We start from the raw sequence: 23,345 nt of genomic DNA, 5'->3' as shown, positions 1-23,345 counted from the left end.
CAAATTGTTTGCGGTCAGAGTACCCCTTCCAGGGCAGCCAGGTTGGGGATCTCAATGGATGGGCCATGGCGGATGATAAGACCGGCGTCCTCCAGGGCCTGAAAGGCCCGGTACAGGGAGGCGCGGCTCACACCCAGACGCCCCGCCAGCTCTGTGGCGGGACAGACCAGAACCTGCCCCCGCTGATTGGTCAGCAGATAGCGGGCCAGCTTGCCCTCCACCCCGTGCTGGGAGAGGGACTGAAGCCGGGTGGATAGGAACCGGATGCGGCCGGTGAGGTAGCGCAGGTAGTTGTTCCGTACCAGAGCGTCCTCGGCCAGCAGATCATCCACCACCTGCTGACTAAGCAGTAGACAGCAGCTGGGCCGTCGGGCAGTGATGGTGGTGGCAAACTCCGGGGCGTCGCTGTATAGGGCGGCGGCCCCGAAGAGGTCCCCGGGTTGCAGACGGCTCACCGACAGGGTGCCCTTGGTGACCTGGAGCTCACCGGACAGCAGTACTCCCAGGGAGCGGAGGAAGTGGTCGGGGCAATAGACCGTTTCGCCGGCGGGATACGCCACCCGGCTTCCTGCCCCGGCGGCCTGACGGAGCCGATCCAGGGAGACGCCCCGCAGCAGCGGACAGCTTCCCAGAACCTCCAGCTCCCGGCTGGTCAGCGCCATAGCCTCACCCCCTAAATTGTCTCATTTAAGACAGATACATGATAGCATGGAGGAAGAAAAAGGTCAAGACGAAACAAAAAACTCCGCCTGTCCCAGGGAACAGGCGGAGCAGAATGCCAATATGCTTTCGGGAAATCAACCCAGGCTGGCCAGGTAGGCGGCGGGGCCGCTCTCGTAGAGGTCGCCCCCCTGGGGGTCCAGAATGACGGTGAGGGGGAAGTCCTTGACCTCCAGCCGCCGCACCGCTTCGCAGCCCAGATCCTCCCAGCAGATGATTTCAAGGGACTGCACGCTCCCGGCCATCAGGGCACCGGCGCCCCCCAGGGCGGCCAGATAGACGGCCCCGTTGCGTACCACCGCGTCCTTGACGGCCTGGTTCCGGGCGCCTTTGCCGATCATGATGGCCTGGCCCAAGTCCAGAAGGCGGGGGGAGTAGGGGTCCATCCGACCGCTGGTGGTAGGACCGGCGGAGCCGATGACCTCACCGGGGCGCTCCGGGGTGGGGCCCACGTAATAGACGGCGGAGCCCTCCACGGGGAAGGGGAGGGGCTGACCGGCGTCCAGCAGCTCCATCATGCGCTTGTGGGCTGCGTCCCGGGCGGTGTAGACCACACCGGACAGCAGCACCGTGTCCCCCGCACGCAGGGGGGCCAAATCCTCCCGGGTGACGGGAGTGGTCAGTTTGTACTGCATGGCAATGACCTCCTTACAGCTCCGCCGTGGCCCGGCGGGTGACGTGGCAGCTGACATTGACGGCCACGGGCAGCCCGGCCACGTGGGTGGGGGCGGCCTCGATGGCCAGACCCAGGCAGGTGGTCCGGCCGCCAAAGCCCTGAGGGCCGATGCCCAGGGCGTTGATCTCGTCCAGCAGCTCCTGCTCCAGCTGGGCGTAGAAGGGGTCGGGGTTGGGCTGGTCAATGGGACGCAGCAGGGCGTGCTTGGCCAGCGCGGCCACCTTGTCGAAGGAGCCGCCCACGCCTACTCCCAATACGATGGGGGGACAGGGGTTGGAGCCCGCCTTCTGTACGGTCTCCACCACGAAGCGCTTCACACCCTCTACCCCGTCGGCGGGACGGAGCATGGCCAGACGGCTCATGTTTTCACTGCCGCAGCCCTTGGGAGCCACGGTGATGGTGCAGCGGTCGCCGGGAACCAGATGGAGGGTAATGAAGGCGGGGGTGTTGTCCCCGGTGTTTACCCGGCGGAGGGGGTCGCCCACAATAGACTTGCGCAGATAGCCCTCGCCGTAGCCCCGGCGGACGCCCTCGTGAATGGCGTCCTCAAAATTGCCGTCAATGTGGACATCCTGGCCCAGCTCCACAAAAACACAGGCCATCCCGGTGTCCTGGCAGATGGGCAGGGCCCGTTCCTCTGCCACCTCCAAGTTGTCCCACAGCAGGTCCAGGGTCTTTTTAGCTAGCGGCCAAGGCTCCTCCTGACGGCTGCGGTCCAGGGCGGCGGCAATATCCTTGGGCAGATGGGTGTTGGCTTCCATGCACAGCCGAGCCACCGCATCGGTGATGGCCCCGGCGGAAATAGTTCTCACAATGGGGTTCCCCCTTTGTCTGAAATCAGTCGCGCCCGGGTTTCGTCCCGGGGCAGGGCCGCCGAAGTGGCCCGTTGGTAAAGCTTATTGTAACATGGACCGCAATGGGATTCAATGTGCTTTCCGAAAAAGAGGGGAGAAGGGAACATGGGCATAAAAATCCGGGCAGCTCCCCAAACGGAGCTGCCCGGAACCGTGGGCCGAGGGAACACGGAGGGAGAACGGTTAATCGGCGGAGGGGGCGGAGCGAATCTGGATGCTTTCCAGGTCGCCGGAGAGGGAGTCCAGCACCTTATATTTGGCCTCGCCCAGCTCCTTGTTATAAAAACGCATGACGTACATGGGCTTATACAGCTGTTCCACCACATACTCCTCCAGGACCGGCGGAGCGCTGAGACTTTTGAACTTGCGCAGAATGCCCAGCTTGTTGTACTCCCAGGAGGCCTTCAGCGCCTCATCCTGGGTGAGGCGGGGGGCCAGCACCTGGCTGTCTTCCACCTCCATCTCCTGGGAGGCGGGCAGCATACGCAGCTTGCCCGGAGTCATGGTGGACTCCTCAAAGCCGGCGTAGTAGCCGGCGTACCGGGTGATTTTGCGGGTCACAGGCAGTGCAACCCGGAACTGAAAGACCCAGCACAGGCTGTATACGGTGTTTACATGGGAGAATTCGATGTAGGAAAGCTTTTTGGACTTCGCCATGCGCTGGAGAAAGTGCTCCGGCTGAAAGCGCACGCCGGTGATCACCTTGATGGTTTTCATGGCCGGATTCAGGCGGGAGAGACCGCGTCGGCGGGGGCGATGACGGCCTGGAACTGCTCCTGGGTCATCTGCACGCCGGAGGCCACAGACTCGCCGCCCTCCACGTCCTCAAACTTTCTGGCGTAGTCCACCAGGTCGTCAACCTCCTTGGGAGGCTGCTTAGTGAGCAGACTTACAATGATGTAAGCGGCCACGGCCAGCACCAGGGCGGCAAAGAAGGTGTGGATCTGGGTGCGCTCCTGGAGCAGGTAGTACCAGCCAAAGCCCACCACGGAGCCCACGATCAAAGCGGCGTAGGCGCCCTCCTTGGTGCCCCGCTTCCAGTACAGGCCGCCCACAATCAGGGGGATAAAGGCGGGGGACAGCACGGACCAGGCGATCCAGGTGACTTCGTAGATGCCCACCTGGAACATGGGCAGGAAGCACAGCACAGCGGAAATCAGGCCCAGCAGGTAGGTGGCCAGCTTGGTGACGTTCATAACCTGCTTCTCCGTGGCGTTCTTGTTGATGTAGCCGTGGTAGAGGTCGCTGCCAGCGGAGGAGACGACCACCAGCAGCAGGGCGCTGGCGGTGGACATGATGGCGGAGAAGGCGCAGGCCAGCAGCAGTCCGGCCAGGATGGGGGGCAGCTTGGTCAGGGCCAGCATGGGCATGATATATTCCGCGCTGCCGCCGGGGAGCATGGAGACGTCGGGGTAGATTACGCGGCCTACCATACCCAGGATATACACGCCGAAGGAAAGGAAGAAGCCGAAGATGCCGCCGATGAGAGGAACCAGGCGGATGGACTTCTCGTCCTTGATGGCCACGGTCTTAATGACCAGGTGCGGCTGGCCCATGTAGCCCACGAAGTAGACCAGAGCGGTGCCGGCAATCATCAGGGGAGCGCCCTTGAGGACGAAATCCTCGCCCCACATGGTGGGCAGGCCGGCATTGATGGCGTAGAGGCCCTCGTTCATGCCGGTGAAGCCGCCCACGCTGATAAGGGCCACGGGAATGAGAATGGCCAGGCCGATGACCATAAGGATGGACTGAACGAAGTCAGTGTAGGCCACGGCCAGATAGCCGCCGGCGCCGGTGTAAATAAGGATAACGATACAGCCCACCAGCAGGGATACCTCAAAGCTCCAGCCGGTGATGCAGGAGAGCAGAATGCCCAGAGCCAGGTACTCCACGATGAGGCTGATGACCATGGCCACCAGCAGGATGATGACGGCCAGCAGCTTGACGCCCCGGCTGTAATAGCGGTGACCGAAGAAATCGGGGATGGTCAGGGAGCGGGTACGCTCCGTGTAGCGGCGCATTCTCCGGGCGATGATGCCGAAGTTCAGCAGGGGGCCGAACACGTCGCCGGGGGCCGCCCACAGGGAGGAAGCGCCGGATTCCCAGCCATACTGGGGACCGGCAATATACATGCCGCCGCCCACGGAGCTGGAGCCGTGGGCCAGAGCTGTAATCCAGGGGCCCATTTCACGACCGCCGACAAACCAGTCCTCGGCGTTTTTTACTTTTCGGGCGGCCCACAGGCCGATGAGGAGCATAGCGGCCATATAGAGGATCAAAACGATGGGGACTATGGTAGGGATATCCATGCCAATGGCAGCTTCCAGGTCATTAATACTCATGGATTTGCCTCCTTGTTTACAGATTCTTGGGTGTGCCTGCCCAAGCAGGCGGAGCTTACAGCCTCCACTTGCCCAGATAGAAGGTGATGGTGGCGATGGCGGCGATTACAATGGTTCCTAGAATAAACAGACCTGTATCCACCGGAAATCCCCAAAACAAGGTTGTCATACCAATCTTCTCTCCTTTCTTAACCGTCAGGGCTGAAACAACACTTTTGCAACGCTCTTGTCCTGCGAATTTAAAAGCGCAAAGGCTTCGGCGCACTGGGTCAAATCGAATACCCGGGAGATGAGCGGTCCCACATCCACCCGTCCGTCGGAGATGACCTTCACGGCGTCCTCCAGATTTTCACGGGTGTAGACGTTGCAGCCCACCAGGGTAGCCTGGGCGGAGACCAGGGTGTTGATGTCAAAGATGAAGTCCTTTTCAAAAATGCTGACTACATAGAGGAACCCGTTGGCTTCCACGTGGTTGACGGCGGTCTGGAAGGTGACGGGCTGGCCTGCGGCGTCCAGCACCTTGTTGAACTTCAATCCATCGGGCAGGCTGGTATAGACCTGAGAGGCGCCCACCTGCTTGGCCAGCTCCAGCCGTACCTGGGACAGATCCACGGCGGCAATTTCTTTCACTCCGTACAGGGCCTTGGCAGCCAGAATGGTCAAAAGACCGATGGGACCTACACCGATGAGGGCCACCCGGTCGTCGGGCTGAAAGTTGGCTCGCTTGCAGATGTTCAGGGCTACCGCCAGAGGTTCGGACAGGGCGACCTTTTTCTGGTCGGCATCCTTTGGTACATGGATGAGAGTTTCCTGGTCCATGGCGATGTACTGGGCAAAGCAGCCCTGCCGCACCTCGCCGATGAAGCCCAGGGCCTCACAGGTGTTGTAGCTGCCCACCCGGCAGCTGTCGCACTTCATGCAGGGCACCATGGGGTTGGCGATGACCACGTCTCCTGGGGCAAAGCCGGAGACCTGGCTGCCCACCTCCTCAATGACGCCCACGAATTCGTGGCCCATGGTCTCGGGAATGTTCTGGATAAACATACCCTTGTTATAGATATGAAGGTCAGAGCCGCATATGCCCGCGTAGGAGACCTTGATCAGTGCCTCGTTGGGGCCGCAGGCGGGTTTCTCGATTTCCTCAAAGCGCACGTCATGGATTCCGTAGTATCTTGCTGCTTTCACCAGAGCATCTCCTTTCTTCGGACGGTTTGGGGGAGCGGTCAGCTGGCCAGCCAGCCGCCGTCTACCTTGATGGTCTCGCCGGTGACATAGTTGCTGGCGGCCGAGGCCAGGAACAGCGCGGGCCCTGCCAGATCCAGGGTGGTGCCCCACTGGTGCAGGGGGATGCGGCTTTCAATCCAGGCGCGGTGCTTGGGATCGTCGTAGAAGGGCTGGGTCATGGGAGTGATGAAGTAGCCGGGGGCCAGGCAGTTGACCTGAATGTTGAACTCGCCCAGCTCAATGGCCATGGTCTTGGTCAACTGAATGACGCCGCCCTTGGTGGAGCAGTAGACGCTGGACTCGGCCAGGCCGATGTAGCTGCCCAGTGAGCCGATGTTGATGATCTTGCCGCCGCCCTGAGCCTTCATGACCTTGGCGACCTCCTGGGCCACAAAGAAGACGCCCTTCAGGTTCACGTTCATGATGTCGTCGTACACTTGGGGGGTGACCTCCAGGAAGGGTTGGATGTTTTCGTAGCCGGCGTTGTTCACCAGCACGTCGATTCGGCCATAATCCTGTACCGCCGCGGCCACCAGGGCCTGGATGGAAGAGAGGTCGGTCACATCCACCTGGTAGGCCTTGGCGCTTCCGCCGTTATTGGTGATTTCCGTTACCGTGTGCTCCAGACGCTGGAGATTGCGCCCGGCACACAGGACGGTGGCACCTGATTCGCCGAAGGCCAGGGCGTATCCCTCTCCCAGACCGGAGCCGGCGCCGGTGACCAGAACCACCTTGCCGGATACGTCGAATAGATTCTTTCCCTGCAGAAGACTCATTCTTATCCCTCCAAACGTAGTTTGACCGAATCTCTGTGGGCCTGCAGGCCCTCCACCTGAGCCAGCTGCATGCAGTGCTTGGCCAGGTTGGCGCATCCCTCTTTGGAGACGAATTGATGGAAGGGGGTCTTGATGAAGGTTCCCACCCACACGCCGTTGGAGTAGCGGGCGGTGCGCATGGTGGGCAGGGTGTGGTTGGGGCCGGAGACAAAGTCGCCGAAGGCCACGGGGGCGTAGTGTCCCACAAACATGGAGCCGTAGTGCAGCAGCTTCTGGGCCACCTCGCGCTCGTTGTTTACCTGGACCTCCAGGTGCTCAGGCGCAATGTCGTTGGAGATGGCGATGGCCTCCTCCATGGAGTCGGCCAGGTAGATGGCCCCGTTGTCCGTCCAGGACTGCTCGGCCACGTCCCGGGTCTCCAGGGTGGGCAGCAGGCGCTGAAGCTCCTTCATGGCCTCTTCCACCACCTTCTGGCTGGTGCAGACCAGAATGGGCTTGGCGTTGGGGTCGTGCTCCGCCTGCCCCAGCAGGTCGATGGCTACATAGGTGGGGTTGGCGCTCTCGTCTGCCAGTACCAGTACCTCACTGGGACCGGCCAGACTGTCAATGCCTACATCGCCCAGAACCTGGCGCTTGGCCTCGGTGACGAAGCGGTTGCCCGGTCCCACAATCAAATCCACCTTGGCCACCGACTGGGTGCCGTAGGCGAAAGCGGCAATGGCCTGGGCGCCGCCCATGCAGTAAATCTCATCGGCACCGGCGATGTCCATGGCCACCAGCACGGCGGGGTGGATGGTACCGTACCCCTTGAACGCGGGAGAGCAGGCGGCTACCTGCTTGACACCGGCCACCTTGGCGGTAACGATGCCCATCAGTGCGGAGCTGGGGAGGGGATGGCGGCCCGCCGGCACGTAGCAGCCGCAGCGCTCCACGGGGATCATCCGGTGGCCAATCTCCAGTCCGGGGATCCGGCTCTGAATGTCCAGGTCCTTCAGGCACTTGCGCTGCTCCTCGGCAAAGAAGCGAATCTGGCTGGCGGAGAAGCGGATGGCCTCCAGGGTATCCGGGTCAACCTGCTCGTATGCGGCCTTGACCGTCTCAGGAGAGACCCGAACGCTGTCCAGCTCCACATGATCGAACTTGGCGGCATAATCCAAAAGAGCCTGATCGCCGTCTTTCCGGACGTGGTCGATGATATCCATTACCGTCTGGGTGAGCTGTGCGTCACGCTCATAGGTTTTCTTTGTAGGCTGCTTAAGTACGTTCATCCTATTGTCACTCCTTATTGAAACTTGTCGTTCATTCCCTTTAAATTAGTTTGGCAATGCGGTACTGAACTGCTTTGCTTGTCACCAAGTATAAATCTATCCATTGGGGATAGGTCAAGAGGAAATGCAGGTTAAAATTTTTAATCATTCATTTGACTGTTTCAACAACCTGCTATTTCAATGTTTGTGCAATAAACCGGAAACGGACATGCATAGAATCTGTTTATTTAATGAACTAGCGAATTAAATTAAAATAAACAAGAAAAACCAGGGGCGGGTGGTAAAACCGAACCCGGCCCCTGGGGACAGCTTTATGCTGTTTGGCTGAGCGGAAGGGGAAGAAGCCACAAACGTGGGGGTCAGGGCTTGATGGGAATAATGATTTGAATGACCCAAAGATCCTTGTTGTTGGTTACCATGGGACTGATTAACCATTCCTCTACGGACCAATTTTCCAGGCAATAGCCGTGCTCTCTGGCCCAGGTGAGAATCTTCATATAGGTGCGGTACAGCCGTTCCTTTTTGGGACTGCCAATGTGAATGGCTGAGACACCCCGAAAGGCAGGAATTTTGTCGTAATGGTGGCTGGGCTTTTTCCGGTCCAGCACAGGAACAGCAATTTTGAAGTCATGGACCTGGTGGTTGAATGTGCATGCAGTGCCGTCAAAATGGTCATAAGTCAGGTAGAGCAGGGAGCCAAAGGAGATGGCATTGACTTCCTGGGCGATGGTCTGGATTCTGGGCAGGTGTTCCACGTCGCAGCAGCCCTCGTCCTCAAAGGTAGCGGTGTAGGGCAGGGACACCACGTCCTGGGCGGGGCGGTCCACCACTTCACAGGAAAATTCCGAGTCCATCTGACGGTGGTGCAGCTTCAGAACCGACAGAGCCTCCGCCAGCTTGGCATAGACCACCGTACTCTGCTCGTACTGACGCAGGCTCTCCTCCAGATTTTCCCGGGCCAGATTCAACTGCTTCTGCAGGGAGAGCTGAATGGAGTCCACGTTTTTCCCGTAGATGACATCCTTCATTTCGGCCAGGGACATATCAATGTTTTTCAGGCCCTTGGCAGCCACAATTTCATAGATATGTTCCTGGGTATAGTAGCGGTAGTTGTTGCTGTCGGAACGGGGAACATTGCTCAGGATGCCGCGCTCTTCATAGTAGCGGAGCTGTTTGCGGCTGACGCCGCACAGCTGACAGAGCTTGTTGGTGCTGTATTGATTCATGTTCCAATCTCCTGCTCTGACTTCAGAATTTATGCCTAACTTAATTAAGTATATGCGAAGAAAATTCAGAAGTCAATCGCTCATTTTTATGAATTAAAGCAAAAAAGACCGCCTGGTGCGCATTCTTTTCACGATGTGCAGAAAGGTTCTCTGTTGCTTGCCGCCGGACCTTTGCGTAGGATGCGGAGCAGCCCATGGCACGCGGGTGCCGCTTCTGTATTTCCATGAAGAAACCATTAAGGTGTTGCTCCCGCATGTGTCAGACCTGTTTGACAGAACGAGTACACTACTAATAACCTTTCTTTGACAGAGAAAAAATTTTTTCGTATAATGAAGCCGCATTTGTCACATAGAAGCTGACTGAGGGAGGAAGGTTCAGATGGTAGGGCTAGGAACCATCGTCAATGTATCTGCCATTGTGGTGGGCGGAGGACTGGGGCTGCTGGTCCGGGGCGGCCTGGGGGAGCGTCGACAGCAGGCGGTCATCCAGGCTCTGGGGCTGTGCACCATGTTCATCGGACTGTCCGGTACGCTGCCCGGCCTTCTAGTGGTGGAGGGGAACACCCTGGCCGGGGTATCTATGAAGGAAACATTGGGGATGATTCTAGCTCTGGCCTTTGGTACGCTCATCGGGGAGTGGCTGGATCTGGAGGGCTGGCTGGAGCGGCTGGGCGTGTGGCTGAAGGCCAGGGCTGACCGGGGCGGTGGAGACAGCCGATTTGTCCAGGGCTTTGTCACCGCCTCCCTCACCGTGTGCATCGGGGCTATGGCTATCGTGGGCTCTATCCAGGATGGGCTGTCCGGCGACCCCACTACCCTCTTTACCAAATCCATTCTGGATTTCCTCATTGTTATGATCTTCGCCTCCACCTATGGAAAAGGGGCCATCTTCTCCGCTCTGCCCGTGGGAGTGCTCCAGGGGGCGGTCACCTTGTGCGCCGGGCTGCTGGCCCCGGTGTTCAGCCAGCCGGTGGTGGACAATCTGTCCGCCCTGGGTTCCATCCTCATCTTCTGTGTGGGCGTCAACCTGGCCTTCGGACCCAGATTTCGGGTGGCCAATATGCTGCCCGCCCTGGTGCTGGGGGCGGCCTACACCGCGGTGTTCTTGTAAACGTCAAAAAGCGCGCTCATGCGCGCTTTTTTTATGGAGAAGCCGTGGGATAGTGTTGTGAGGAGCGTATATATGGGTGAACAGGAAACCGGGAGGTGAGGACTTGGGTGAGGAAATGAATTGGGCCGTGGAATTCCAGAAAGACGGCGGGGCGGCCATGGACCGCCTGCTGGAGCGGTACGGACCCATGATGGCCTATGTGGTGGGGGGTATTCTCTCCGACCCCCACGAGGTGGAGGAGTGTCTGGCCCGTGTCCGGGCGAAGCTGTGGGAGAAGGCGGCCTCCTTTGACGGAGAGCGGGCAGGACTGGCCACCTGGATTACCGCCGTGTGCCGCAACGCCGCCTATGACCGGCTGCGGGCCCTGGAGCGACAGGCGAGACACAGCGGGGAGCTGTCCCCAGACGCTCCGGACCCCGCTCCGGGTCCGGAGGAGGAACTGCTGCGCCAAGAGCGGGCTCAGGCTTTGGAGAAAGCCCTGAGTACCCTGAGCCAGGCCGACCGCCGACTCTTCTACCGCAAATACTACTACCTTCAGTCCACGGCCCGTATCGCAGCCGAGCTGAGCACCACGGAGCGGGCGGTGGAGGGCAGACTCTACCGCATCCGCAAGAAGCTTCAGAAGCAGTTGGGAGGTGACGTGCTATGAAGCCCAATGAGATGGAATTTGAACGCGCCCTGATGGACGAGATGGGCCAGCTGCCCCCGCCCCCCCAGGAGGTGGAGGACTACACCCCCTGGCAGAGTGCCATGGTGAAGATTCTGTGGGGCATGGCCCTGGTAACCTTCCAGCTCCAGTTTTTCTACCTGGACTACATTCTGCCCCTGGTTGGCACCACCCTCATCTATCTGGGCGGCCGCTCCATGCGCCGGAGCGGCGGGTGGTTCAAGCTGTGCTGGGCCATGTCCGCCCTGAAGCTTTTATTCCATGTGGCCTGGACCATCCTGAGTGCCACCCCGGTGGCGGGGTGGATTCTGGCCGAGCCCCTGTGGAAGTGGGGGCTCACCTGGCTGGTCCAGGGGGCCAACCTGCTGCTCCTTTTCGCCCTGTGGCGGGGGACGCGGCAAGCCTTTTTCGCCGCTCCCAGGGCGGGGCGGCCGAAACGGGACTGGCTGGGGCTGGGCTTTTGGGTACACCTGCTGGCCATGGCGGTAGCCCTGTGGTCGGAACTGGTCCCTGCCACCGAGCCTGGTCTGATTGGTGTCACCATCACGAATGAGGGGCTCTACTACGGGCGGCCCGCCCTCTTTATCGGCCTGGAAATTGTCCTTTTGGTGTGCCTGGCCCGGCAGAGCGAGGCGCTGGCCGGTCGGGGCTACGACCTGGAGCCCGCCCCAGTGCATATTTCCGGTGGGCGCTTTGTCCTGGCGGTGTTTGCCCTGGTACTGCTGGCCCTGCCCGCCGCCCTGGTGCTGGGGAGCAAGGTACCCACCCCGGCGGGAACCGAGGTTACCGGGACGCTGACCGCGGAGCAGGAGGTCATCCGCCGCCAGCTGGTGTCCCTTGGCATGCCGGAGGAGCTGGCCCGGTGGCTGGACGGAGCGGAGCTGGAGGCGTGCGCCGGAGCCACCGCTGTGTGCACCGGGGAGTGGTATGACGGCGACGCCACCGATGACCAGGAGCCCCAGGTAGAGGGAAACTGGCTGGCGGTGGAGGCCGGGGAGGAGCAGGCGGAGCTTTCCACCTGGATGGTCTTCCTGCCGGACCAGCAGGTGCGGTATTACCACTGGTTCCGGTACGATGAGGTACCCGTCCTCCGCCTCCAGGAGCAGTTCTCCATAGACCCCTCCGGCTGGTATCCCACCGACCACTATTCTGCCCGGCTCCTGTGGGAGGAGACCGGCAAAACCTATGTGGCCGCCCCGGAGGTACAGCTGGCCGGCGGCGAGACGGCGGAGGAGCTGGAGGGCAACCTGTGGGCACAGATGTTCCCGGAGAGCGCCCAGATGGAGCTTGAGCGGTTGGGCGGCCACCTCCACTACTCCCCTTATTTCTCCTTCACCATCCCCGACGGAGCGGAAACGCTGTGGGGCTGTCTGGCCTATACGGTAGACGCCAGGGAGATGCCGGAGCCTGCCGACATCCACTTTGAGGATCCGGAGAACTGGACCTACACGGACCAGTGCATCGTATTTCTCCGCCACCAGGTGAGCTGGCTTTCCTACCCCTTTGCGGACATCGATGACATGGGTGGGCAGAAGAGTGTGACCAACTACGGTCCCATCCGATCGGGATACGGACTGTTCGACTTCAGCGAAGAGATTCACGGGTGAGAATCCTATTTCCAAGGGCGGCGCACACGCGCCGCCCTTGCTTTTTCTCGCAAAAGGGGGTATGATAGTGCGGCAAATGAAGCTGATATTACGGAGGTACCGCCGTGCTGCATGTATTTGATACCCACGCTCACTACGACTCCGGGGCCTTCAACGCTGACCGTCTGGAGGTGCTGGCCTCTCTGCCGGAGCAGGGAGTGGATCTGATTTTGAACCCGGGCTGCGAGCTGGAGAGTTCCCGGACCGCCGTGGCCCTGGCCGAGCAGTTTCCCTTTGTCTACGCCGCCGTGGGGGTCCACCCCTCCGACTGCGGGGACTGGCAGGACAGCTGGCTGGAGGAACTGCGGACCCTGGCCGCCCACCCCAAGGTAAAGGCCATCGGGGAGATTGGCCTGGACTACTACTGGAAGGAAAATCCCCCCAAGGAGCTGCAGAAGCAGGTGCTGCGCCGCCAGCTGGAGCTGGCTCAGGAGCTGGACCTGCCCGTTATCATCCACGACCGGGAGGCCCACCAGGACTGCCTGTCCATTGTCCGGGAGTATCCCCGGGTGAGAGGGGTGTACCACTGCTACTCCGGCAATCTGGAGGACGCCAAGGTGCTGGTGAAGCTGGGCTGGATGATCTCCTTCACCGGGGTGGTCACCTACAAGAACGCCCGGAAGGCCCTGGAGGTCATCGACTGGCTGCCCATGGACCGGATTATGATCGAGACGGACTCCCCCTACCTCACCCCCGAGCCCTTCCGAGGCAAGCGCAACGATTCGGGGAAGGTCCATCTGGTGGCGGAAAAGATTGCCCAGGTGAAGGGGGTGGACCCCGAGGAGGTCGCCCGCATCACCCTGGAAAACGGCAAACGTTTTTTTAATATCAAGGAGGCGTGAAGGCTATGACCATCACCTATGAATACGAGGGCGCGCTGTACGTGAACCTCACCAACAAGTGCAACTGCAACTGCGAGTTCTGCCTGCGCCACGGCAAGGCCCAGGGCTCTATTTACACCGAGGACTCCCTCTGGCTGGAGCGGGAGCCCACCCGCCAGGAGGCCCTGGACAGCTTCCTGGGCCGGGACGTGTGCTCCTACCGGGAGATCGTCTTCTGCGGCTACGGGGAGCCCACCTACCGCCTGGACGATATTCTCTGGCTGGTGGATGAGCTGAAAAAGCGCTTTGGGGACAAGCTGCCTCCCGTGCGCATCAACACAAACGGCCACGCCAACCTCATTCTGGGCCGGGACGTATGCCCGGAGCTGAAGGGCCGGATTGATACCCTGTCCATCTCCCTCAATTCGGATAATGCCGCCGACTATGCCGCCCTCTGCCACCCTGTCCAGGGAGAGGCGGCTTACCAGGCCATGCTGGACTTTGCCGGTGAGGCCAAGCACTATGTCCCCAACGTGGTCTTCACCATCGTGGACAAGGACAAGAGCCCGGAGGAGATTCAGAACTGCAAGGACATCGCCACCAATCTGGGGGTGAAGCTGCGCATCCGCAGCTTTATTGATTCGTAAAAAACGGGCGCCGGTTTCTCCGGCGCCCCAATTTATATTGGATTTGTGTTCAGGCGGTGAGCTCCAGCTCCTCCCGGGCCTCCCGCTCGTTGTCGGCGGAGAAGCAAAACCGGCCCGCCCAGTCGTACACTTCCACATGCCCCCGTACCCAAACAATGCTGTAATCCATCCTGTTTTGCTCCTTTCTGCGGCGAATGTGTCGCCGGATATTGTAAATTCGGTGTGTAACCATCCCTGATTACACCCTGATTCTACAAAAGGAACAGTCCAATAAACAGGACTTTTATAAGGAGGCGCCATGGAACCTGTCTTTTATACCGTCCAGTCCATTAACGGGGACTATGCTGACCTGGTGAGCGACCAGGGGCAGCCCTACTCCATCACCATGTTTCTTCTGCCCGAGGGAACTACGGTGGGCAGCCGGCTGAAGCTGGAAAACTTCCAGTGGGAGCTGGTATAAACAGAAAAAAGCACCCCGCGCTTACGGCGCGGGGTGCTTTTTTGTAACATAAGATTACTTGTTGCTGCGGCGCCAGATGTGCATCTTCTCCGCGTCCTGAATGAGCTGCTCCCGGAAGTCGGGGTGGGCAATGGAGATGATGGCCTCGGCGCGCTCCCAGGTGGACAGGCCCTTCAGGTTGATCATGCCGTACTCGGTGACCAGGTACTGCACGCAGGAGCGGGGGTCGGTGGCGATGGAGCCGGGGGTGAGGGTGGGCACGATGCGGCTCTTCACGGTGCCGTCCTTGCCGGTGACGGTGGAGGACATGCAGATGAAGCTCTTGCCGCCCTTGGACAGGTAGGCGCCCATGACGAAGTCCAGCTGGCCGCCGGTGCCGGAGATGTGCTTGAGACCGGCGGACTCGGCGTTGACCTGGCCGAAGAGGTCCATGTCGATGGCGTTGTTGATGGAGATGAAGTTGTCCAGCTGGGCAATGACCCGCACGTCGTTGGTGTAATCCACGGGGGCGGCCATGACATCGGGGTTGCGGTTCACGTAGTCGTAGAGCTTCTGGGTGCCGGCGGCGAAGGCGTACACCTGGCGGCCCTTGTCCAGAGCCTTGTTCTTGCCGGTGATCTTGCCCGCCATGGCCAGGTCCACAAAGCCGTCCACGTACATCTCGGTATGGACGCCCAGGTCCTTCAGGTCGGACTGGGCAATCATGGAGCCCACGGTGTTGGGCATGCCGCCGATGCCCAGCTGCAGGCAGGCACCGTTGGGGATCTGCTCCACAATGAGCTTGGCCACAGCCCGGTCCACGTCGGTGGGCTCGCCGCCGCCGCCCAGCTGGGCCACGGGGGGATTCTCACCCTCCACCACGTAGTCCACGTCCTGGATGTTGATCTCGCAGCCGTTCAGGCCGTACACCCAGGGCAGGTTCTGGTTGACCTCCACGATGATGGTCTTGGCCTTCTCCAGCATGTCGGCCAGGTGGGAGGCACCCAGAGCATAACTGAAGTTGCCGTGGCTGTCCATGGGGGTGACCTGAATCATGGCCACATCCACAGACAGGTTCTCGCGGTAGAACCGGGGGAGCTCAGAGTAGCGCATGGGGCTGAAGAAGCCCATGCCCTTGGTGATGATCTTCCGGTCGATGCCGCTGCAGTGCCAGCTGTTCCAGGTGAAGTGGTCGCCGGCGTCGTCGGCCTTGGCGATCTCGGGCATCCACATGGTGACGCCGCCCCGCACCTTCACGTCGCGGAGCTCATCCTTCCGGGCGGCCAGGGCCTTGTCCAGGGCGATGGGGTGGTTGGTGCACCAGCCATAGTCCACCCAGTCGCCGGACTGGACCACTTTGACCGCCTCCTGGGGCGTGGTCAGCTTCTGCTGATAGAGTGCCTGATAATCCATGATTGTTCAATCCTCCTGTGTGTCATATCATATCCGCAGCTGCGGGATTCGGGCAAATGGAATTGTTCAGCGGCCCATATCCAAGTAGTAGGGCTTCATGAGGCTGGGCTGCTCGGTGGAGTCCTTGGGCTGGTGGCGGTGGGCATCCAGGTCGGGCTCATGCCGGCCGGAGCGGCCACGGCGCTTCTTGCTGTCCTCCGGCCGGTTTGCGGCCTTCTTGGGGGCAGGGGGCTGCTGCTTTTGGACGGGGGCGGGCTGAGCGGTGCGTTCCGCCTTGGGAGCCTGCCCCTGACTGTTTTTCTTCTTCCGACGCCGTCCGCTGTGTTCGCTGCTCCGCTCCGGACGGGCGGGCGCTGCGGGGGAGGCGTGCACCGGACGGCGGGGGGCCAGCAGGCGGGCGGTGGCGTCCATGATGACGTCGCTGTCCAGGGGGGTGGGACGGTAGAAGTCGGTGCGGGGCATAGCGTCCCCGGTGTCCATCAGGTGGCCGGAGCGCACCAGCTTGGGGCGCTCAGAGCGGGCCCCGGTGTTATGCCGGGCCGGTTCGCTGGGACGGGCCGGGGCGGCCTCGTGAGACTGGGTGGTCTCCGGGAACTGTGCCGCAGCCTCCTGAACCTGGCCGCTCTTTTTCCGGCGGCGACGGCGGCGCTTGGATTTGCTCTCCTTCTGCTCCTCCAGGGCCTGGAGAGCCTGGGCCTCCTTCTCCTGACGGGCCAGCCGCTCTTCCCGGGCGGCAGCCTTCTGCTCCTCGTCCCGGGTACGGCGCTTTTCCCGGGCGGCAGCCCGGGCCTCCGCGTCCTCTTCATTGATGACGCGGCCGTGTTTGTCCCGCTTGGGGGCCTCAAAGACCTCCATGGGGAAGGGGTGATCCTCCACCTTGGGGATGGAGCGGTGAATCAGCTTTTCAATGTCCCGCAGCAGAGGCTGCTCTGCAAAGTCGCAGAAGGCGATGGCCTCGCCGCCCCGGCCTGCCCGGCCGGTACGGCCGATGCGGTGGACGTAGGTCTCGGGCACCTCGGGGAGGTTGTAGTTAAAGACGTGGGACAGCTCCTCAATGTCCAGGCCCCGGGCAGCAATGTCGGTGGCCACCAGACAGCGGATGCGTCCGGACTTGAAGTCGGCCAGGGCCTGCTGCCGGGCGGTCTGGCTCTTGTTGCCATGGATGGCGGCGGCGGAGATGCCCTCCTTTACCAGGTCTCGGGCCACCTTGTTGGCCCCGTGCTTGGTGCGGGTGAAGACCAGGGCGTTTTTCACCTGCTTCTGCTCCATGAGCCAGGCCAGCAGCCTGGTCTTGTTGGCCTTATCCACCGGGTAGACCCACTGGCGGATGGCCTCCACCGGGGAGGAGACGGGATCCACCGCTACCCGGGCGGGGTTGTGCAGCAGGGAGGAGACCAAATCGGCGATCTCCGGGGGCATGGTGGCGGAAAAGAGCATGGTCTGCTTTTTGGCGGGCAGCCACTTGAGAATTTTCCGCACGTCGTGGATGAAGCCCATGTCCAGCATGCGGTCGGCCTCATCCAGCACGAAGATCTCCAGGTCATCCAAGGAGATGAAGCCCTGGTTGTGCAGGTCCATCAGCCGGCCGGGGGTGGCCACCAGAATGTCCACGCCCCGCTTCAGAGCCTCAACCTGGGGGTTCTGACCCACGCCGCCAAAGATGACGGTGTGGCGCAGCTGGAGGTGCTTTCCGTAGGCGGAAAAATTTTCCCCGATCTGGATAGCCAGCTCACGGGTGGGGGTGAGAATGAGGGCACGGATGGGACGGCCCTTCACCGGGGCCTCGCTGAGCCGCTGAAGAATGGGGGTGGCGAAGGCACAGGTCTTGCCGGTGCCGGTCTGGGCGCAGCCCAGTACATCCCGCCCCTCCAGGGCGGGGGGAATGGCCTTCTCCTGAATGGGAGAGGGGTGCTCATAGCCCTGCTCCTCCAGGGCGGAGAGAATGGGGGCACAAAGCCCCAGTTCACGAAATGTCATGCAATACTTCCTTTACGCATTCGGGCGCCGGAGCGCCCGGCCCGCAGCATGTCCCCGCGGGCTGGGGATGGGGTCACGGGCGGGAACGGAGCTCTTCCAGGCGCTCCCGCACAATTCGGGCGGTCTGGGCCAGAGTCTGGCCGCCGCCGCAGTCGATGACCAGGTCGGCATATTTGTCGTAAAGGGGGGCGCGGTAGGCCAGAATATCGGCCAGAGTCTCACCGGGCTGCATGGCGATGCCCCGGGTGGACAGGTTCTGAATCCGCTGGGACAGCTCCTCCAGGGGAACCTTCAGGTAGACCACCGGGCCCAGGGACTTGAGGTGAAGAGCGGCCTTTTCCCGGCAGATGGCGCTGCCGCCCGGCGCAATGACGTTTCCGGTGCAGGACACGGAGCAGACCGCCTCCTCCTCAGCGTCCAGAAAGGCCTCCACCCCTCTGGCGTCCAGGATTTCCTGGAGCAGCGCTCCCTCCCGCTGCTGGATCACCAGATCCACGTCCAGAAAGCCGTAGCCCAGGGCCTTGGCCAGAAGAACGCCCACGGTACTTTTCCCGGAGCCGGGCATGCCGATTAACACGATATTTTCCAATGCTGGTTCCCAACCTTTACAGACAAATTCAACCTACATCATATCATACCTCTGGAAAAAAAGAAAGGGGAGGCGGGGCGAAATGGGGAAGAGAAGCAAAGAATCCGGACGGGAACTCCCGTCCGGATTATGGTTCGGTATCCATATCAGCCTCGGGCCCATACCACATGCACCGGGCCAAATCCACCGTGCCGTCGGGACGGAAGGGGACGCCCTCCTGCTCCAGCAGCAGGCGGTGGCTGTCCCGGCCGGTGGGGGAAAAGGCGTCGCACAGTCCGCCCAGGCGGTTCACCACCCTGTGGCAGGGCAGCCCCTCCGGGGCAGCGTGCATGGCGCAGCCCACAATGCGGCTCAGGCGGGGATTGCCTGCCAGACGGGCCAGCTGTCCGTAGGTGGTGACCCGGCCGGGGGGAATCTGGGCCGTTAGGGCGTAAATTCGTGCAAAGGTGTCCATGAGAGGCCTCCTTATAAAAGACAACGGAGGACAGGCCGGGGCCCGTCCTCCGAAATAATCAGCACATTTTGGCCCCGGCGGGGATCTTGTCATCCAGAATCAGCAGGTTGAGGCGCTCCTCGCCGTGCTCGGTGTGGACGGCGGAGATGAGCATGCCGTTGGACTCCTGACCCATCATCTTGCGGGGGGGCAGGTTGACAATGGCCATGAGGGTCTTGCCCACCAGCTCCTCGGGCTTATACCAGGCGGCGATGCCGGAGAGAATCTGCCGGTCCGTGCCGGTGCCGTCGTCCAGAGTGAACTTCAGCAGCTTGTTGGACTTCTTCACATTCTCGCAGGCCTTCACCTTGACAGCCCGGAAGTCGCTCTTGCAGAAGGTGTCAAACTCCACCTTCTCGGTGAGCTGGGGCTCCAGCTCCACCGCGGGCAGGGCGGCCTTCTTGGCCTGGGCGGCGATCTCCTCCAGAGCGGTCAGCTCCTTCTCCATGTCGATGCGGGGGAACAGGTTCTCGCCCCGGGTGACGGTGACGTCAGCGGGCAGAGAGCCCCACACGCCTGCGCTCTCCCAGGTGGAGCAGGCTTCGCAGGCGCCGATCTGCTTCAAAACCTCGGCGGCGGAGTCGGGGATGAAGGGGGTGAGGAGGATGCCGGCCACGCGCAGCACCTCCAGCAGGTTATACATCACCCGGGCCAGGCGGGCACCGTTTGCCTCCATATCCTTGGCCAGCACCCAGGGGGCGTTCTCGTCAATATACTTGTTGGCCCGGTCAATGACCTTGAAGATTTCGCTCAGAGCGTTCTGGAAGGCGAACTTCTCCATCTGCTCCTCGTAGCGATTGCGCAGGGTGGAGGCCAGCTCCACCAGCTCCTTGTCCTTCTCGGCGTCCTCCACCTGCTCCGTGGGCAGGGTGCCGCCGAAGTACTTGCCCACCATGGACACGGTGCGGCTGAGTAGATTGCCCAGGTCGTTGGCCAAGTCCACGTTGATGGTGTTGATGAGGGCCTCGTTGGAGAAGTTGCCGTCGGAGCCGAAGGGGAAGGTGCGCAGCAGGAAGAAGCGCAGGGCGTCCACGCCGAAGCGCTGTGCCAGCAGATAGGGATCCACCACGTTGCCTTTGCTCTTGGACATCTTGCCGCCGTCCAGCAGCAGCCAGCCGTGGCCGAAGACCTTCTTGGGCAGGGGCATACCCATGCTCATGAGCATGGCGGGCCAGATGATGGAGTGGAAGCGGACGATCTCCTTGCCCACGAAGTGAACGTCGGCGGGCCAGAACTTCTCGTAATCGTCGTACTTGTCGTTGAGGAAGCCCAGGGCGGTGGTGTAGTTGAAGAGGGCGTCCACCCACACATAGACCACGTGGCCGGGGTCAAAGTCCACGGGCACGCCCCAGGTAAAGCTGGTGCGGGAGACGCACAGGTCCTCCAGGCCGGGCTTGATGAAGTTGTTCACCATCTCGTTAACCCGGGAGCGGGGCTCCAGGAAGTCGGTGTCCTCCAGCAGGTGCTGGATGCGGTCGGCGTACTTGGAGAGACGGAAGAAGTAGGCCTCCTCCTCCGCGTCCTGCACCTCGCGTCCGCAGTCGGGGCACTTGCCGTCCACCAGCTGGCTCTCGGTCCAGAAGGACTCGCAGGGCTTGCAGTACTTGCCCACATACTTGCCCTTGTAGATGTCCCCGTTCTCGTACATCTTCTTGAAAATCTTCTGGATGGAGGCCACATGGTAGTCGTCGGTGGTGCGGATGAAGCGGTCGTTGGAGATGTTCATCAGCTTCCACAGATCCTTGACGCCCTGGGGACCCTCCACGATGCGGTCCACGAACTCCTTGGGGGAGACACCGGCCTCCTTGGCCTTGTCCTCGATCTTCTGGCCGTGCTCATCGGTGCCGGTGAGAAACAGCACGTCATAGCCGCAAAGGCGCTTATAGCGGGCCATGGCGTCGGTGGCCACGGTGCAGTAGGTGTGGCCAATGTGCAGCTTGTCGCTGGGGTAGTAAATGGGGGTGGTGATATAAAAACGTTTGCGTTCCATAATATTATAACTCCTCCGTACAATCTTGATCGGGAATATCCTCCTCGTTGTCCTCTTCCTCAGCCCCAAGGGGCATTCGCCCGGTCAGCAGGCGGCGGGGCCAGGGAGGGCCGAACAGATTACGGGCCAGCGCGCAGGCGCCCGACAGGGCGGAGAGGAGGAAGGCGGCGGTCAGCACCGCGAAGAAGGGGGGCAGGCCGTCCAGAAGGGAGGTGAGCCCCAGCACTGTGCCCGCCAGGGCGAAGAACAGGGCCCGGCGGGGATGGGGCCGTCCATGGAAAAAGGCGGCGGCCTCATAATGGGCAAGCATCAGCAGGGCGGCGGCAGCCAGAGAGAAGCCGTAGCCCATGAGAATGGGGTCGGTGCTGTGATTGAGGTGGGTGGCAAACAGCCACACCAGTCCGGCGCAGGCGGGAAACAGGACCATCAGGGAGCAGGAGGGGGCGGGGTGTCCCCGATAGGCGCCCTTGCCCACCTGCAGGCAGGAAAGTCCCGCAGGGAAGCACAGCAGGGCGCACAGCAGCAAGGCGGCGGGATAGGTGAGCAGATGGCCCTTGGGGTCCACCCGCCACAGGGTCAGCTCATCCAGGCCGTACAGCAGCCCCAGTACGCCCGCGCCGAAAAACAGGAACGCGGCGGCGGCCATTCCCGCCATATAGAGGGGGGCGGGGCAGCGGAAGGCGGCGAGAAAGTCTGAGGGATGGCCTCCCTTTCCGATCAGTACAGCCAGCGCTGCAATCAGAGCCGCAGCCAGAAGCAGCAGGGCATAGGTGGCAGGGGCACCGTGGGAGAAAAGCTGGGTCTCGGCGTCGTAGGCCGAGCTGAGCTGCCACTGCCGCAGGGCCAGACACGCCGCGCCTCCGCCGACGGCCAGCCCAGGCAAAAGAATATCCTTACGCATCGTATGAAGAATCTCCTTATCAAAAGGAAGTCGTACCCATCATGATATACCAGGGCGGTAAAAAAATCAACTTTATTTCAGATGAGGCGGGCGGGGCGTGGGATCGCCGGAGGGGCCGTTGCCGAACTGAATCCACAGGGCCACAAACAGGAAAATGATGCCCAGCAGCGTACATATATTGGAGATTGTCTCGGAAATGAGCTGGGAGTTGTAAAGCAGCTGGGTGGCGGCCAGGAAGACCAGGTTGAGCAGCAGCAGGTTCCGGGCGGCGGGCTTGAAGCGCTTGCCTGCCTGCTGCTTCTCGTCGGCCAGCGTGGCCCCCTGGGAGCGGGTGCGGGCGCTGGGAGCGGTCTGAGAGCGGCGCTTTTTCTTCTTGCTCATAGGGATTCTCCTTTCTCAATGGCGGCGCCGCCCACCACGGTATCGCCGTCGTAAAAGACTACGGCCTGGCCGGGGGTGATGGCCCGCTGAGGCTGGTCAAAGACCACCCGGACCTGGTCCGGGCCGGTCTGCTCCACGGTACAGGGCTGCTCGACCATGCGGTAGCGCACCTTGGCCCGCAGGTGCAGGGGGGCGCTGGGTGTATCGCAGGCAATCCAGTTGACCTGCCGGGCGGTGAGGGCCCGGGCGAAGAGGCTGTTGTTGTCTGAGAGGACCACCGTGTTGTCCGCCGGACGGACCTCCTTCACGTAAAGGCGGCCCTGGTTGGAGGATACCCCCAGTCCCCGGCGCTGGCCCACGGTGTAGCCGATAATGCCGGTGTGCTCCCCCAGAACCTGGCCCGCTTCGTTGACAAAGGGGCCCGCGGGATAGTCCCGGCCGGTGTACCGACGGATAAAGGCGGCATAGTCCCCATCGGGGATGAAGCAGATGTCCTGGCTCTCCCCCTTCTGGGCGCAGGTGAGCCCGTGCTCCTGGGCCAGGGCCCGTACCTCCTCCTTGGTAAGCCCGCCCAGGGGGAATAAGCTGTGGGACAGCTGCTCTTGGGTGAGGGAGTAGAGGACGTAGCTCTGGTCCTTCTCCGGATGGAGGGCCTTTTTCAGCAGAACGCGGCCGGAGCCCCGGTCCTCCTCCAGACGGACATAGTGGCCGGTGGCCAGCTTGTCGCAGCCCAGCTCCCGGGCCTTGTCCAGCAGCGCGCCGAATTTCAGCTTCCGGTTGCACACCACACAGGGGTTGGGGGTGCGGCCGGCCTCATAGGCCTGGACAAAGGCGTCCATGACTTCCTGGCGGAAGGTCTGGGACAGGTCCAGCACATGGTGGGGAATGCCCAGCTGGCAGGCAGCCTGGGCGGCCTCCTCCCCACAGCCCTCGCCGCCGGGAAACAGAACCATGGTGATGCCGGCCAGATGATAACCCTGGTCCTTCAGCAGCCATACAGCGGCGGAGCTGTCCACTCCTCCGCTCATGGCCACGGCAGCGCTTGGATGCATGGCAGTGTCCTCCTTGGGAGAAAATTCAACCAAAAGTATATCATACTTTACTCCCTGGGGCAACTGAATGCGCGGCGCAAGGGAGAAAACAGAGAGGGGAACAGGTGTATCCTGAGAAATACAGAGGGTATT

23 protein-coding genes are annotated in these 23,345 nt (G+C 61.6%); 6 read left to right on the top strand and 17 right to left on the bottom strand.

The features are described from left to right. Positions 1–14: 14 nt before the first annotated feature. From AC3YUO_RS01095 to AC3YUO_RS01055, 9 genes are all read right to left on the bottom strand, one after another. Positions 15–662 carry a Crp/Fnr family transcriptional regulator gene (locus AC3YUO_RS01095; protein WP_489961201.1) on the bottom strand — a complete coding sequence of 216 codons (648 nt, stop codon included), beginning with the start codon at positions 660–662 and terminating at the stop codon, positions 15–17. Positions 663–797: 135 nt separating this feature from the next. Then, positions 798–1,355, bottom strand: a complete 558-nt coding sequence (locus tag AC3YUO_RS01090) for a Fe-S-containing hydro-lyase (protein WP_489961200.1) — start codon at positions 1,353–1,355, stop codon at positions 798–800. A gap of 13 nt (positions 1,356–1,368) precedes the next feature. Continuing rightward, entirely contained in the window at positions 1,369–2,208 is an 840-nt protein-coding gene (locus AC3YUO_RS01085) for a fumarate hydratase (protein WP_489961199.1), read from the bottom strand. A 225-nt stretch (positions 2,209–2,433) separates the two neighbouring features. Continuing rightward, on the bottom strand, positions 2,434–2,967 hold the full coding sequence (locus AC3YUO_RS01080; protein ID WP_489961198.1) for a hypothetical protein: 534 nt from the start codon (positions 2,965–2,967) through the stop codon (positions 2,434–2,436). Positions 2,968–2,975: 8 nt separating this feature from the next. Continuing rightward, positions 2,976–4,592, bottom strand: a complete 1,617-nt coding sequence (locus AC3YUO_RS01075) for a sodium/proline symporter (protein ID WP_489961197.1) — start codon at positions 4,590–4,592, stop codon at positions 2,976–2,978. Between the two features lie 195 nt (positions 4,593–4,787). Beyond that, the gene (locus AC3YUO_RS01070) at positions 4,788–5,777 is read right to left on the bottom strand and encodes a zinc-dependent alcohol dehydrogenase (RefSeq protein WP_489961196.1); all 990 of its coding nucleotides are present in this window, start codon (positions 5,775–5,777) and stop codon (positions 4,788–4,790) included. A 38-nt stretch (positions 5,778–5,815) separates the two neighbouring features. Next, positions 5,816–6,592, bottom strand: a complete 777-nt coding sequence (locus tag AC3YUO_RS01065; RefSeq protein WP_489961195.1) for an SDR family NAD(P)-dependent oxidoreductase — start codon at positions 6,590–6,592, stop codon at positions 5,816–5,818. Positions 6,593–6,594: 2 nt separating this feature from the next. Further along, positions 6,595–7,860, bottom strand: coding sequence for a histidinol dehydrogenase (hisD, locus tag AC3YUO_RS01060; RefSeq protein WP_489961194.1), 1,266 nt, complete (start codon positions 7,858–7,860; stop codon positions 6,595–6,597). A 359-nt stretch (positions 7,861–8,219) separates the two neighbouring features. Next, a complete protein-coding gene (locus tag AC3YUO_RS01055; protein WP_489961193.1) occupies positions 8,220–9,086 on the bottom strand; it encodes a MerR family transcriptional regulator in 867 nt (288 codons plus the stop codon). A gap of 379 nt (positions 9,087–9,465) precedes the next feature. On the opposite strand from AC3YUO_RS01055, the gene AC3YUO_RS01050 reads away from it, so the two are divergent. From AC3YUO_RS01050 to AC3YUO_RS01025, 6 genes are all read left to right on the top strand, one after another. Next, positions 9,466–10,197 carry a DUF554 domain-containing protein gene (locus AC3YUO_RS01050; protein ID WP_489961192.1) on the top strand — a complete coding sequence of 244 codons (732 nt, stop codon included), beginning with the start codon at positions 9,466–9,468 and terminating at the stop codon, positions 10,195–10,197. Positions 10,198–10,324: 127 nt separating this feature from the next. Further along, positions 10,325–10,846: an RNA polymerase sigma factor gene (locus tag AC3YUO_RS01045; RefSeq protein ID WP_489961191.1), complete on the top strand. Its 522-nt coding sequence runs from the start codon at positions 10,325–10,327 to the stop codon at positions 10,844–10,846. Then, positions 10,843–12,471, top strand: a complete 1,629-nt coding sequence (locus AC3YUO_RS01040; protein WP_489961190.1) for a hypothetical protein — start codon at positions 10,843–10,845, stop codon at positions 12,469–12,471. Before AC3YUO_RS01045 ends, AC3YUO_RS01040 begins: the two co-directional genes overlap by 4 nt. Positions 12,472–12,575: 104 nt before the next feature. Further along, positions 12,576–13,352: a TatD family hydrolase gene (locus AC3YUO_RS01035; RefSeq protein ID WP_489961189.1), complete on the top strand. Its 777-nt coding sequence runs from the start codon at positions 12,576–12,578 to the stop codon at positions 13,350–13,352. A gap of 5 nt (positions 13,353–13,357) precedes the next feature. Next, the gene (locus AC3YUO_RS01030; protein WP_489961188.1) at positions 13,358–13,978 is read left to right on the top strand and encodes a TatD family nuclease-associated radical SAM protein; all 621 of its coding nucleotides are present in this window, start codon (positions 13,358–13,360) and stop codon (positions 13,976–13,978) included. 298 nt (positions 13,979–14,276) lie between these two features. Next, the gene (locus AC3YUO_RS01025; protein ID WP_489961187.1) at positions 14,277–14,438 is read left to right on the top strand and encodes a hypothetical protein; all 162 of its coding nucleotides are present in this window, start codon (positions 14,277–14,279) and stop codon (positions 14,436–14,438) included. Between the two features lie 54 nt (positions 14,439–14,492). Here the strand turns inward: AC3YUO_RS01025 and AC3YUO_RS01020 are convergent, their stop codons facing one another. The 8 genes from AC3YUO_RS01020 to mnmA all read right to left on the bottom strand — a co-directional run bounded on the left by AC3YUO_RS01020 (position 14,493) and on the right by mnmA (position 23,213). Next, the gene (locus AC3YUO_RS01020; protein ID WP_489961186.1) at positions 14,493–15,830 is read right to left on the bottom strand and encodes a butyryl-CoA:acetate CoA-transferase; all 1,338 of its coding nucleotides are present in this window, start codon (positions 15,828–15,830) and stop codon (positions 14,493–14,495) included. A gap of 66 nt (positions 15,831–15,896) precedes the next feature. After that, entirely contained in the window at positions 15,897–17,807 is a 1,911-nt protein-coding gene (locus AC3YUO_RS01015) for a DEAD/DEAH box helicase (protein ID WP_489961185.1), read from the bottom strand. A 73-nt stretch (positions 17,808–17,880) separates the two neighbouring features. Next, a complete protein-coding gene (locus AC3YUO_RS01010; protein ID WP_489961184.1) occupies positions 17,881–18,396 on the bottom strand; it encodes a shikimate kinase in 516 nt (171 codons plus the stop codon). A gap of 127 nt (positions 18,397–18,523) precedes the next feature. Then, positions 18,524–18,850, bottom strand: coding sequence for an MGMT family protein (locus AC3YUO_RS01005; protein WP_489961183.1), 327 nt, complete (start codon positions 18,848–18,850; stop codon positions 18,524–18,526). Between the two features lie 58 nt (positions 18,851–18,908). After that, positions 18,909–20,879 (bottom strand): methionine--tRNA ligase, encoded by a 1,971-nt coding sequence (metG, locus tag AC3YUO_RS01000; protein ID WP_489961182.1) that lies wholly within the window; start codon positions 20,877–20,879, stop codon positions 18,909–18,911. 4 nt (positions 20,880–20,883) lie between these two features. Then, the gene (locus tag AC3YUO_RS00995) at positions 20,884–21,780 is read right to left on the bottom strand and encodes a hypothetical protein (protein ID WP_489961181.1); all 897 of its coding nucleotides are present in this window, start codon (positions 21,778–21,780) and stop codon (positions 20,884–20,886) included. A gap of 72 nt (positions 21,781–21,852) precedes the next feature. Then, on the bottom strand, positions 21,853–22,161 hold the full coding sequence (locus tag AC3YUO_RS00990; protein ID WP_489961180.1) for a hypothetical protein: 309 nt from the start codon (positions 22,159–22,161) through the stop codon (positions 21,853–21,855). Beyond that, on the bottom strand, positions 22,158–23,213 hold the full coding sequence (gene mnmA, locus AC3YUO_RS00985) for a tRNA 2-thiouridine(34) synthase MnmA (protein ID WP_489961179.1): 1,056 nt from the start codon (positions 23,211–23,213) through the stop codon (positions 22,158–22,160). Before mnmA ends, AC3YUO_RS00990 begins: the two co-directional genes overlap by 4 nt. Positions 23,214–23,345: the final 132 nt, after the last annotated feature.

The sequence above is a fragment of the Pseudoflavonifractor sp. HNCC25GI2 genome, assembly GCF_058136395.1.
Note: the sequence above shows the minus strand (reverse complement) of the source record. Positions and strands in the feature narration are given on the sequence as shown.